Raw genomic sequence first — 13424 nt, 5'->3', positions numbered from 1 at the left:
TTATGCTGCTTTTGTTTCTTTGACTGTTTCTACATATTGTTTTGCTTTCTCATTATCGAATTCGCCTTCCCACTTCGACATAACAATGGCCGCTAATGCATTTCCTAATACATTGACAGATGAGCGAATCATATCTAAAATGCGGTCAATTCCCGCAATTAACGCGATACCTTCTAGTGGTAACCCCATTGAACCTAACGTTGCTAATACAACAACGAACGATGCACCTGGAACTCCCGCCATACCTTTGGATGTTAACATGAGAACGAATAATAACGTTATTTGCTCCGTTAATGACATGTGCACACCGTACATTTGTGCAACAAACAATGCCGCTAACGCTTGATAAATAGCCGATCCAGTCAAGTTAAATGTATAACCTGTCGGAATTACGAAAGAGGCAACTGCCTTTGGACAACCGAACTCTTCCATTTTTCTCATTATATTAGGTAAAACAGCTTCTGAACTTGCTGTCGTAAACGAAAGAATCAGTTCTTCTTTTAAAATTTTCATTAATGTAAAAATGTTTACGCCAACCATTCGTGCATTAATACCTAATACAATCACAACGAATAGTATAACAGTTACGTATACAGCTAGCACTAGTTTTCCTAGCGGAAGTAATGTCGCTACACCAAATTTTGCAACCGTAACGGCAATTAATGCGAATACACCAAATGGTGCAAATTTCATCACTTGATTTGTAACCCAAAACATGGCTTCGAGTACGCCTTCAAAAAAGTTAAAGACAGGCTTTCCTTTTTCCCCAATTGCCGCAACTCCTAAGCCGAATAATACTGAGAAGAATATAATCGGTAATAGGTCACCTTGTGCAATCGATTCAAATACGTTTTTCGGTACAATGTGAACAATTGTCTCAGCAAAACCTTTCTTCTCGGTTGCATCTGCAGTTTGTTTATAAGAAGAAATATCACTTTGCTGTAAATTACTCATATCAACACCAGTACCTGGTTGGAATATATTCGCTGCAAGTAATCCCATTAAAATAGCAATTGTCGTAATAATTTCGAAATAAAGAATTGTCTTACCGCCCAGTTTCCCAAGCTTTTTCATATCTCCTACACCAGCTACTGCAACAATTAATGCTGAAATAACAATTGGTACTACAATCATCTTAATTAAGTGAATAAATATATCTCCAATTGGTGTGATATAAGAAATCGCCGTTTTATTGCCATAAAAGACTGCCCCTACTACAATTCCTAAAACAAGCGCTACAAAAATTTGTGTTGCCAATCCGAATTTTTTCATTTATGTTCATCCCCTTCATGCGAACGCTTTCAATTTGAATTTATAAAAGCTACTTACACATCTTATAAGCGAACCTACAAAATCATACAAAAACCTACAAGTTCGTCACAAAAAATTCAAATATTTTTCTTCTTTTTTTCATTGACACCATTTTGTTAAAAAACGATAAAATAAACTTGATAAGTAATCAGATTGTTTCGTATAATCAAAAAGATATATACTTAAAAAAAATCGAAATGAAAAGGAGTGGATGTTATGAGAAACTATACAAAGAAATTCGTCCTATCTTCTTCTTTTCTTTTTCATTTTCTTAAAAAGGAACAAAGGCATTCGCCTTTGTTCCTTTTTTATTGCGATCTATATAGGGGGAATAGTTATGAGACCATATAAACGTGTCTTAATTAAATTAAGCGGCGGTGCACTTGCCGATCAAACTGGAAATAGCTTTAACTCCAAACGATTAGAACATATCGCAAACGAAATTTTATCCATTGTTGATTTAGGTATCGAAGTATCCATCGTCATCGGTGGCGGTAACATTTTTAGAGGTCATCTAGCTGAAGAATGGGGAATTGATCGCGTAGAAGCTGATAATATCGGTACGTTAGGTACAATTATTAACAGCTTAATGCTTCGCGGTGTTTTAACAAGTAAAACAAATAGAGAAGTGCGCGTTATGACTTCCATTCCATTTAATGCAGTAGCTGAACCATACATTCGTTTGCGTGCAGTCCACCATTTAGATAACGGTTATATCGTTATCTTTGGAGGCGGAAACGGGCAACCGTTCGTGACGACAGATTATCCAAGCGTACAAAGAGCTATTGAAATGAATAGTGATGCCATATTAGTCGCAAAACAAGGTGTCGACGGCGTTTTTACAAGTGATCCAAAGCATAACAAATCAGCAAAAATGTACAGCAAACTAAACTATAATGATGTTGTTAGACAAAATATACAAGTCATGGATCAAGCAGCATTACTGCTTGCCCGAGACTACAATTTACCAGCACATGTCTTTAACTTTGATGAGCCTGGAGTGATGAAACGAATTTGTTTAGGGGAGCATGTAGGGACGTTGATTAATGATGATGCTTCATTGCTGGTGCATGAAAAATAATGATTTCCCACCAAAAAAGGGTGTCTTTTGTAGGCACCCTTTCCTAATTCATCATCACAAATAGAAGTCAACCAATCCCGCTACTTTCTCCTTACAACGCTCCCAAAAAGATAACTTTTCAAAAAACTCTTTCGTCATTTCTTTCGAATCATGAAAATCCTCTGTTAACGCCTTATTAACTTGTTCTACAATAGGACCACCATAAATATAAAAATTCATTTCATCATTTATATTGAAGCTACGCGAAGTAAAGTTTGTTGTACCTATAACAGTTAACTCATTATCAATCAGCATTAACTTTCCATGAAACATTCCTTTTTTATACCCATATACAGTAATCCCATTATTAACAGCCTGACGTATGTATGGATACGCCGCTTCTTTTATAAGAGGTAGATCTGGTTTATATGACCAAAGTATTTTTACTGTAACACCACGCTTTTGCGCCGCGATTAAAGCATTCATAGATTCTTTATTTTTCGCTATAAAATACGGCGTTGCAATTACAATTGAGTGCTGAGCTTGTTTTATGAGCTCTATATATTTCTCAGCAACGTAATGGCCATTGTAACTAGTCATAGTATGTAATGTATTCCCTTTGCTAGCCTTATTCGTACTTCTCTTTATATCTTCTTTCGTATCTCGCTTCCAATCTAAAGCGAATTGCTCCTCTAAATCTTTTGCTCCTTCTCCTTTAAGCCGTACATGATAATCACGCCAATATCCAAATCGCTTATCTTTCCCCAAGTACTCATCTCCTATATTAAATCCGCATGTATAGCCAATTTCTCCATCAATCGTCGTAATACGGCGATGATTACGATGATGTAGGGAATAAAACCCGAATGGTAATTCCTGTTTTCTACTATATGTAAAATGCACGCCACTTTCCTGTAATTCTTTTTTCACCTTTCTTTCAAATGATAAATCGTTAAGTAAATCGACAGATAAATATACGTTTACTCCTTCTCTCGCCTTCTCTTTTAATAAGTTTAAAAAAATATGGCTACTTTTATCATCCGACAAAATGAAAAAGTACGTGTAAATAGATTGCTTCGCCTCTCTTATATCAGTAAATAACTGTTTATAAAATGACTTTCCTTCTACATATAATTGAAAATCACTATAATGAGGAGCGTACTCTGTCGGCATATTTTTCCCGACTTCCATTTTTCTTCCGAGCGTAACGTCAATATGCATCCAAATTAAAACAAAAACGAAAATAGTAATTACAATAGAAGTAACTCGCAATATTTTTTTAATCATTTTGATTTCCTTCCGCTCATTTTCTTTCCACCTTTCTATTTTGTCATTCAAATTTAGATTTCATGCTTCATACAAAAAAGGATGCGACTTAACGTCACACCCTTTTCATATTAAACAAAGTTTCTCGCATCATTATTTCTTCCAAACTTATAAATAGCAATTAAGAAGAATGCTACTGCAAAGGCAAATAAGATTAAAATATTTAAATACAAATCTGAAATTGGAATTCCTTGTTGTAGTTTTGATACTGTGTCTAATAGCCATCTCTGCGGAAGAAAATCAGCTACTTTTTGTACCGCTTTTGGCATAATGTCATAAGGAAAATAACATCCAGCCAGTAAACATGTTGGTACAATAATCATATTTTGCAGTGCATTTGCTGATGCTGAGTTTTTCGAAAAAGCGACAAGGACTAACGATATTCCAATCGCTATTAAAGCAAATAGCATGAGTACACCAATCATCACTATGAAAGGCATATTGATATTTATATGAAAAATATTCGTTAGGAATAAGATTGTAATCAGAATTTGTACTGTTAATAGCAGCATATTTACCCCGACATTAGATAATATGAATTTCTTCCCATCTATCGGCGTTGATAAGAGTCTAAAATACGTTCTATTTTCTTTTTCTTTTAAAATATAACCTGATAAGTTCGCTGCTGAAAATAGCATAAACATAATAAGGTAACCCATCGTTTGGTTTGTCATATCTTTATTTTTCGAAGTATCTTCTAGCGTCTCAGTTTTCATTTTAAATGAACCTTTTTGATATCCTGCGTACATAGTATCAAATGCACTTTGATCTGTTCCTGCTACTTTACTAATAGCTGCTACATTATCAATATAATTGTATAAATATGATTTTATAAATCCTGTTACTTGATCACCTTTAATCGATGAAATTTCAATATGATTTGGTTTCCCTTCTCGAACACTTTTTGAAAAACCAGAATCTAATGTAATAACTCCATCAAGTTTTTTGGAAGTGAGTTTATCTTCTACTTCAGATTCTTTAATTTTACTTACCTTTACATGATTTAATCCTTCTAAAAATTTCACCGTATCATTTGCTATAGATTGATTTTCTTTATTAATAACCCCGATATTTAACGTCCCTTGCCCCATATTCCCATACATCGAGAAGGAGATTAGTGTTCCAATTATCGGCAAACTAATAATAATGAATAACCCTTTTTTATTTTTCAAAAGTACAGATAACGTTTTTTGTATGAGCCATAAAATATCTTTCATACTATAGCCCCTCCCGTCTACGTAATGCAATAATTGCAATTAATAAAAAGAGTGCTGAAATGCCAAGGTTTAAACATATTACCGGTAGTGCTGCTCCTACATCATTTGCATAAATAATTTTCATAACAGCTGTGTTTGCCCACGTTAATGGTGATAAATTCGTAACGAAATTTTCTTCTATTACGAAATATGCACCACCAAAAATAGAGGATAATTGCACAATAACCATAATAATTGCTCTAGATGATTCCGGTGTTTTTGTAATATATCCAATTCCTAAACCGAAGCTAATTGCTAGAAAAATTTGTGTTAATAAAATAAGAAATATGATTCCAAGATGGTCGCCCCAATTCGCTTGAAAAACAAATTTACTAAATAACATGACGAGTAATATGCACAGAGCATTTGCTACTAGGCTACCAAGTACTTTTCCAATAAATATTTCAGCCTTACTTATAGGTGCAGCAATGAGACGATCTCCTGTTTTACGTATTCGTTCTCCTCGAATTAAAGAACTCGCTCCCATCGCAGCATATAGTGCAATCATCGTTGTCATTACAACCGCGTAGTAATCCATAGAACCTGGTTTTTTCGCAGCTTGTAAAGATGTTTCTTTTATATAATCATTATGATTTCCGCTTGAAAAAACTGTGCTCACCTTACTAGGATCTACTTTTGCAACTTCGGCCGCTACATTGTACTTATCAACAAATGTTGTAAGCATGCCTTCCACAATACTTCCCTCAACACTACTTTTGTCACTTCCATAAAATTTTGCACCATCTTTATTTAACTCTACATAAGCAGCATATTTATTTTGCTTCACTTCTTCTTTCCCATCTATACCTTCGGAAGCTTTTTTAAAATGAATACCCGATTTATCGACTTCTTTCGTAAATGCTTCGAACGATTGAGAAAATGTGCTACTCGCTTCATCTTTGTAGAGCACTTGTATATCTTTAATCGCTTGACTATCGCTATCAAATGCATTCGTTAACGCTGTTCCTAACACAAGCATAAGTACAACCGGAAATGCTAACATAAAAACTAAAGTTCTTACGTCTCTGAAATCTCTTTTAATATGCATAACTGCAATATTGAAGATGTTCAATTGATGAACCTCCCTTTACCTTTTCTTCATTTACCTTTTATTTATCTCGTAAGTTTCTTCCAGTCAACGTAAGGAATACTGTTTCTAAGTTCGGGGCCTGCTCCTCTACCGAACGAATTTCAATATCATGATTAATGAAGTGCTGAATAATTTTATTTAAATTGTTTACTCCTGCATCCGAGTTTACTTTAATTACGTTCTCTTCAATTTGAACAGCTTTCACACCGTTTATCTCTTTTAACTTTTTTACATCTAAATTTTCTACTGACTTCACTTCAACCCAAATATCTTTCGTATCAGTAATAATCGCTTTTAACTGTTCTTTCGTACCTTCTGCAATTACTTTACCGTGATCTACAATTGCTATTTTCGTACAAATCTCTTCTACTTCTTCCATGTAGTGGCTCGTGTAAATAATGGTACTTCCCATTTCATTTAATTTTCGAACAGACTGGAGAATATAGTTTCTTGACTGTGGATCAATTCCCACTGTCGGCTCATCCATAATAATTAACTTCGGTCTATGAGCGATCGCACAAGCGATATTCAATCTTCGTTTCATCCCGCCAGAAAAGTTTTTCGGATAACTTTTATGTTTATCACTAAGCCCCACAAACTGAAGCGCTTCCTCTACTCTTGCTTTTAGCTCTGCTCCTCTTAAACCGTACAATCCAGCAAAGAATTTCACATTTTCATAGGCAGTTAACTCTTCATAAATCGCAATATCTTGCGGAACGATACCGATATTCATCTTCGCAAATCGATTATGTTTTTTTATATTTTTTCCTAATATGCTAATTTCACCTTCATTACTTCTTAACAACCCAGCAATCATATTTATCGTTGTACTTTTACCAGCACCATTTGATCCTAAAAAGCCAAATATCTCTCCTTCTTTAATAGATAAAGACATATTATCTACCGCGATGAAATCACCAAATTTTTTCGTTAAATTTTTAATTTCTAATGTATTCATCATTTCACCCCTATTTCGGTTTCTCTGCTTTTAGTATAAACAAAAAAAATGAACCTGCTCAGTGCAGAAGTTCATTCTTTTCACATGAGATTATTCACTTTTTTCATATGAGATGGTTCATCTTCGTCCCATTCTCTTATATCGGCAACAACATCGTCACTGAAAAACCACTTGTTCCATCTACAATAATTTTCCCATTTACAGACGCTGTTCGCTCCTCCATCCCCATAATACCGAGACCTTTCTTAACAAGATCTGCGCCTTTTCCGTTATCCTTCACTTGCACCTTAACCATCTTATTAAGTACATGAATATCTATAGAAATAACTGTCGCATCAGCATATTTCATCGCATTTGTTAGTGCCTCGGTAACATTTTCACCAATAATTTTCCACTGAATGGGAGAAATCATATCTAAGTTTCCCTTATATACGAAAGGAATGTTTACATCATGCTTACTAGCAAACTCCTCTATGAATAATTTCATACGGTGAATGCCAATTTGCTCAGTTGGTGGCTTCATATTTTTTAATGTAATGCGAATACTTTCAATTCCATCTTTTGAAATATGAATTGCATTTTGTAATAACTCCGCAGATTTTTCTTTATCTATCCCCATTAATCTCTTTGCAGCTTCCATTTGAATTAATGCACCTGTCATCGAGTGACCAATTTTATCATGAATTTCTTGTGATAACCGATTTCTCTCTTCTAGCTTAAATGTGTATTCTGATTGTCTTATGTACTCTTTATTTTCATGTAAGCTTTTCGTAAGTCGTTGCATATCTTTTCGCATCTTATCATTTTGCGATTCAAGCTTTACTACACGTGATATATATCGATCTGCCATAGTTAAAACGAGAAAAGAAAATGCAACAATTAATCCATAAGTCATTCGAATGCTTTCATCTGTAATTGTAATTGGAAGCATCATAATAACAAAGCGTGACCAATTCTTGTCTATGTAATGGAATGTAATTTCGTATAAATTCAAAGGTAAAAACAAAATAAAAAACGGATGAACCCTCCATGTTAATAACATAACTACACTAATTGAAATACAAATCAATATTTTTTTGTACGTATCTTTTTTTAATATAGAGATTAGCACGTTTACAGAAAGATATAAAAGCAAAGCAAATATAACCCATGGTAAGTTCGTAACATTTGAATGTATGTAACTGAACACAATATATATAAAGACAATTAATTTACTTACAGTTAACCAAAATTCCATATCATTAATCTACTTTCCCTGTTAAGTAGTAAATCGCAATTTGTGTGCGATGTTCAAGTCCCGTTTTCCCTAAAACTGATGTAATATAATTTGCGATTGTTCCTTCAGATATAAAAAGCTGTTTCGAAATTTCTTTATTTGAGAAACCTTTTGCAATTAATGCGATAATACTAAGCTCTCTTTCAGTAAAAAGACTTTTATCTATTTTACATTCTTCCTCTTTACTTTCCATTAAATTGGACTTAATTTTATCGAGAACTACATCTTGCATAACAGTTTGGCCATTATATACCCCTTTTATTGCATCACGAATACGCTCCGGATCGTTATTTTTTAATAAATACCCTTTCGCTCCGTTTTTTACTGCATCCAAAATATATTCATCATCATCAAACGTCGTTAAAATAAGCGGTTTTGTTTTCGTCTCTTCACAAATAAACTTCGTCGCCTCTACACCGTTCATATTTGGCATACGAACATCCAAAAGAGCAATATCAACTTCATGCTTTTTACAATATGCTACAGCTTCTTCTCCATCATTTACTGTATCTACCACTTCGAACTCTTCATATGTATTTAAAATAATTTTCATGCCTTCTCTAATAAAAGAATTATCGTCTGCTATTAATATTTTAATTTTCATGTTTGTTAGTATGGACCTTCCTCCTACTAACATTCACATCCTTTCTCCGTATAACATTTCCTACTTGCTCATTATATACTTCTGCTTACCATTTTTTCACACTTTTTTCATCTAGCTCTTCTGCAAAAAATATATTATTCTTTTTTTACAAAATGTGTAGGGTGACTTATCATTCTTTACGTCTATATAATAGAATGCGTCAAAAAGGAGGGAGAGACCCATTGAGGAAAAACAATTAATTGAAAAAGCACAACAAGGAAGCGAACATGCTTTTCGTATCCTCGTGCAAACATATCGTCATTATATTTTTCAAGTTATCTTTTCTATTGTAAGACATGAAGAAGATGCGAAAGATGTTACACAAGAAGTATTCGTAAAAATTCACGCCTCTCTCCCAAATTATCAATTTCGCGGATTAAAAACGTGGATGGCACGTATTGCCACCAATCACGCTATTGATTATAAGAGGAAGAAAGCTCGAGAAAGTGAAGAACTCTCCTTATGTAAAGAAAATGAGGAAAATATACAGTCCTCTCATAATATTGAGGCTTTATTATTGACGAAAGAGCAGAAATTACTCATTGCTCAAAAACTGAGAGAACTTCCTGAAAATTACCGTGACGTCGTTCTCGCACATTACTTACAAGAAAAAAGCTATCAAGAAATTGCTTTACAGGAAAACATTGAAGTAAAAACAGTCGAAATGAAACTGTATCGGGCAAGAAAATGGATTAAAAAACATTGGAAGGAGGAAGAGTTTCTATGATGCATTATTCAAAAGAAGATTGGCGCAATTATACATTAGATTTTATAGAAAGCAATGAACGTGAATCTATGGAAGAACATCTTTATGAATGTGATCATTGTTTAGCACTTTATATGGAAAGTATTGATGAACAACATGAAAACCTTCCAATGATAAATGATGATTCATTTACGAACGAAGTTATGACGCAAATTAATTTTGAAACACTACAGTCTAATGAAAATATAAAAACAACCTCACTAAAGCGCACGATCATTCACTACATAATTGCGACTGCGGCTACAATTATTTTTATGGTAAGTGGTTTATTTCAGTATATTTTTACAGCGACATCAAATTTAGAGAAATCTTCAAAACATAACGAGTCTTCTATCTCACAACAAATTGTAAACAAATCGGTAGACACATCGAAAAAGGACGGAGGTTCAAAGCATGAATAAAAATCCCTTTTTAGCACTTGTATTAGGGCTAATTCCTGGGCTTGGACATTTATATTTAAAGAAATTTGGACGGTTTATTTTATATAGCGGAGGGGCTGTATTTCTATTTATCTTTGCAGCATTTTGTACAATAGCATTAGGAGCCCGTGATATTGCTTTTCTTTCTCTATTTTTACTAGTCGTGTTATGGGCAATCAATTTATTAGATTTAGTTATCACTATTATTAATCAATCGAAAAAACAAGCTGCCGGAGAATTCATAGAATCCTCTAAAGAGAGCGAACGATTTTATATCATTCTCTTATCCATCATCCCTGGACTTGGCCATTTTCAATTAGGACTTATGCAACGCGGACTTACATTTTTAGTAGCTTGCACAGGAATCGGAAGTATGATCATTTTCGTTGCACTTTTAACATCGCAAGAAAGTTTTCTTATCTTCCTTATTACATTACCTGTTTTATGGATTTACAATTTCTTTGACGTTGTTCAGCAACTCCAGAAAAAAGAACGTGGCGAGCAATTAGATGATCGTACTATTTTCGAAGAGTTTGAAGAGCACCGCGAGCAAGGAAAGAAAAATAAAACATTTGCTTCTATTTTAGCGATGTTCCCCGGAGCAGGTCATATGTATTTAGGCTTACAACGCCGTGGTCTTCAGCTTATGGCAGCCTTTTTACTATCTATTTATTTACTCGACTTATTAAGACTTTCTGCGTTTTTATTTTTAGTGCCAATCATTTGGTTCTATAGCTTTTTTGATGCTTTACAGCAAACAGCAAAATACGGAAAAGAACGAGTACAAGACGAACCCATTATCGATTATTTTATAAATCATCAAAGATGGATTGGTATCGGATTAATTACACTCGGTGTTTATTATTTATTAGATCAAACAGTCCTTCCTATTTTGAATGATTATTTTGTAACTATATTTAATATTCATCTTAGTGAACTATATTATCGCTATTTCCAAACATCTATCGTTGCGCTCCTTTTAATTGGCGGCGGCTTTAAATTGTTACTTGGAAATAAAGAAAACAAAGGTGGGACAAGCGAATGAGGACTTGGCGTGTTGGAACATTCTCAATGGGGCTTTCTATTATATCGTTAGGATGCTTTTTACTATTTTCAGTCGTAAAAGGAATTCAAGTATTAGATACACTAACTGCATGGTGGCCAGTTTTACTTATCATACTTGGAGCTGAAGTTTTACTATACCTTGTATTTTCTAAGAAGGAACAATCATTTATTAAATATGATATTTTCAGCATTTTCTTTATCGGCGTTTTAGGAAGCGTCGGAATTGCTTTTTACTGTTTATTATCAACTGGATTACTAGAAGAATTTCGTCATTCTATTAACACAACGAGACAAACGAGTAATATTCCAGACGGACAATTTGATATACCTGAATCTATCAAAAAAATTGTAGTAGATGCAGGGCATCAGCCTCTAACGATAGAGGGAAATAATACAAATCAAATTCACCTTTTGGGAACTTATGAAATGACGACGAAAGCAAATGAAAAACTCAATTTAAAACAAGATGATTTCCTTTCAGTTCAAACGGCTGGAGAAACGATGTATATCAATTTAAAATCATTACCTGTTCAACATACGTTATTTAGTTCAGCACCACAAGTGAAACCAACGCTTGTTCTTCCACAAAATAAAAATGTGGAAATCCGTGCTTCAAATAACGAACTATCTCTTTATCCAGGTCAATTACAAAATAATTGGTTTGTACAAGAAAGCTCAAGAGTGTCTGCCCATCTTGCAAAAGAGAGTGATGTTTCTTTAACAGCAGTAACGAATCAAAAAGAAACACACGGAAGCACACCTTGGGAACAAGTAGAAGATTTAACAAAAAAAGAAAATACTTCTTCAGAAGAACATCCAGAATTAAACAACCAAGAACATTGGTATAAAAATTCAATTAAAACTGGAAATGGCACGCACAAGTTAAATATTGAGAAAACTTATAATTTAAATATGAGCGTTATTGAAAAATAAGAAAAACCTTCCGCAATTGCGGAAGGTTTTTCTTATATAATCGCTTTAATTCCTTCTAACACTAATCCAATCATAAATCCGCAAACCGCCCCGTTCACTCGGATCCACTGCAAATCTTTACCGACATTATTTTCAATCATTTCGATTAACGTTTTATCGTCTAACTTATCAAGGTTTTCTTGTACAAGCTTACCAATTTTCGAATGGTTCTTCTCAATAAGATTCACAACTTGTTTTTGTAACCAATCTTCTATTTTTTGAACTGTCTGTTCATCTTCTTTTATTTTATTCATTTGTTTTTGTAAAAATGGAATAACATATTGATTAGCAAATTCTTCATTATTTACAAAAGCAACTGCTCTTTGTTGTACTTGCTCTAGCATCTCTTTTATTTTATCAGTAGCATTCCAATTCGCAATCCACTTTTCTTTCCAATTTTCTAATTCCTGTAATAAAGCTTCATTTTCTTTTACATTGATAATCTCTTGACGAATCTTCGCTAATATAAGTTGTCTTGTGCTATTATCAGCCTCTTGTAAGCTGTTAATATTACTAATGATAAACTTCTGCAAAATACCGCCAATTTTATCTTCATCTACAATATTCATAAATGATTTCAAAGTAAACTGCAAGAATCCATCTACTTTTATATTTTCCATCGCCTTCATACCTAAGCTACCGAGCTGGTAACGAGCTTCATCTTGCGCTGTCCAATCTTTTACCTTCACTAATATGTAATCAAGTGTCTTTTCATCATATTCTTGCACAACTAATTGATCAACAAGCACTTGTAAAATATTACTTGTATTAATTGTATGTAAATATGTTTTTAATTCTTTTTCAATAATAACAGCTAACTTTTCTGTATCTATTGTTACAATTGCTTTCTCTGCAATCGTTACAATCCCCTTTTTCACAGCATCAGACTGCATTTCTCTCTCAGCAATTTGCAGTACCATTTGTGCTAACTGCATCTCTTTTACTTTATTCGTAATACTTTCTTTCGTTAGCCATTCATTTTCTAACGTATGAATGAGCCCTTTTGTTACCCGTTTACGGTTTTTAGGTAACAAAGCTGTATGCGGAATTGGTATTCCCATCGGATGACGGAATAAAGCAGTAACCGCAAACCAATCCGCAAGTCCCCCAACCAATCCAGCTTCAAATCCACCTTGTATAATCTCTCCAGCTACCGTTCCTTGAAAAGGGATAGAAGCCGCAAAGCCGACACCCATAACCCCAAGCGAAATACCCGCTATATATTTAGTCTGTAATGACATCGTATACACATCCTCTTATTATGTAAAATAAAGCTTTTTTG

At 33.9% G+C, this 13424-nt stretch carries 13 protein-coding genes; 5 read left to right on the top strand and 8 right to left on the bottom strand.

Going from position 1 to position 13424, the window contains the following annotated elements; all coding sequences use genetic code 11:
* A complete protein-coding gene (locus NZ044_RS09000; protein WP_000713293.1) occupies nt 1-1272 on the bottom strand; it encodes a cation:dicarboxylate symporter family transporter in 1272 nt (423 codons plus the stop codon).
* Nucleotides 1273-1648: 376 nt separating this feature from the next.
* On the opposite strand from NZ044_RS09000, the gene pyrH reads away from it, so the two are divergent.
* Nucleotides 1649-2392 carry a UMP kinase gene (gene pyrH, locus NZ044_RS08995; protein ID WP_001248060.1) on the top strand — a complete coding sequence of 248 codons (744 nt, stop codon included), beginning with the start codon at nt 1649-1651 and terminating at the stop codon, nt 2390-2392.
* A gap of 54 nt (nt 2393-2446) precedes the next feature.
* Here pyrH and NZ044_RS08990 read toward each other — a convergent pair whose 3' ends face one another.
* The 6 genes from NZ044_RS08990 to NZ044_RS08965 form a co-directional block, all read right to left on the bottom strand.
* Complete coding sequence (locus NZ044_RS08990; protein ID WP_340949681.1) at nt 2447-3658, bottom strand: phospholipase D-like domain-containing protein; 1212 nt, start codon at nt 3656-3658, stop codon at nt 2447-2449.
* Between the two features lie 110 nt (nt 3659-3768).
* A complete protein-coding gene (locus tag NZ044_RS08985) occupies nt 3769-4914 on the bottom strand; it encodes an ABC transporter permease (protein WP_000651861.1) in 1146 nt (381 codons plus the stop codon).
* 1 nt (nt 4915) lies between these two features.
* Nucleotides 4916-6025, bottom strand: coding sequence for an ABC transporter permease (locus tag NZ044_RS08980; RefSeq protein ID WP_001020189.1), 1110 nt, complete (start codon nt 6023-6025; stop codon nt 4916-4918).
* Between the two features lie 37 nt (nt 6026-6062).
* Nucleotides 6063-7001 carry an ABC transporter ATP-binding protein gene (locus tag NZ044_RS08975; protein ID WP_001093814.1) on the bottom strand — a complete coding sequence of 313 codons (939 nt, stop codon included), beginning with the start codon at nt 6999-7001 and terminating at the stop codon, nt 6063-6065.
* A 136-nt stretch (nt 7002-7137) separates the two neighbouring features.
* Nucleotides 7138-8238 carry a sensor histidine kinase gene (locus NZ044_RS08970; protein WP_063675200.1) on the bottom strand — a complete coding sequence of 367 codons (1101 nt, stop codon included), beginning with the start codon at nt 8236-8238 and terminating at the stop codon, nt 7138-7140.
* Between the two features lie 4 nt (nt 8239-8242).
* Nucleotides 8243-8881 (bottom strand): response regulator transcription factor, encoded by a 639-nt coding sequence (locus NZ044_RS08965; protein WP_000694093.1) that lies wholly within the window; start codon nt 8879-8881, stop codon nt 8243-8245.
* Between the two features lie 283 nt (nt 8882-9164).
* On the opposite strand from NZ044_RS08965, the gene NZ044_RS08960 reads away from it, so the two are divergent.
* Genes NZ044_RS08960 through exsE form a run of 4 tightly spaced genes read left to right on the top strand, consistent with a single transcriptional unit; the run spans nt 9165 to nt 12103 of the window.
* Nucleotides 9165-9647, top strand: coding sequence for an RNA polymerase sigma factor (locus NZ044_RS08960; RefSeq protein WP_001195483.1), 483 nt, complete (start codon nt 9165-9167; stop codon nt 9645-9647).
* On the top strand, nt 9644-10087 hold the full coding sequence (locus NZ044_RS08955; RefSeq protein WP_000972351.1) for a hypothetical protein: 444 nt from the start codon (nt 9644-9646) through the stop codon (nt 10085-10087). The genes NZ044_RS08960 and NZ044_RS08955 overlap by 4 nt, the downstream gene beginning before the upstream one ends.
* Nucleotides 10080-11150, top strand: a complete 1071-nt coding sequence (locus NZ044_RS08950) for a hypothetical protein (RefSeq protein WP_001039098.1) — start codon at nt 10080-10082, stop codon at nt 11148-11150. Before NZ044_RS08955 ends, NZ044_RS08950 begins: the two co-directional genes overlap by 8 nt.
* A complete protein-coding gene (gene exsE / locus NZ044_RS08945; protein ID WP_098506769.1) occupies nt 11147-12103 on the top strand; it encodes an exosporium protein ExsE in 957 nt (318 codons plus the stop codon). Before NZ044_RS08950 ends, exsE begins: the two co-directional genes overlap by 4 nt.
* Nucleotides 12104-12135: 32 nt before the next feature.
* Here the strand turns inward: exsE and NZ044_RS08940 are convergent, their stop codons facing one another.
* Nucleotides 12136-13383 (bottom strand): DUF445 domain-containing protein, encoded by a 1248-nt coding sequence (locus NZ044_RS08940; protein WP_000058309.1) that lies wholly within the window; start codon nt 13381-13383, stop codon nt 12136-12138.
* Nucleotides 13384-13424 lie beyond the last annotated feature (41 nt).

Origin of the sequence: Bacillus sp. FSL K6-1338 (assembly GCF_038006965.1) — a bacterium.
GTDB lineage: Bacteria > Bacillota > Bacilli > Bacillales > Bacillaceae_G > Bacillus_A > Bacillus_A thuringiensis_S.
The sequence above is the reverse complement of the archived record's forward strand: the minus strand, read 5'-3'. Positions and strand labels throughout refer to the sequence as shown.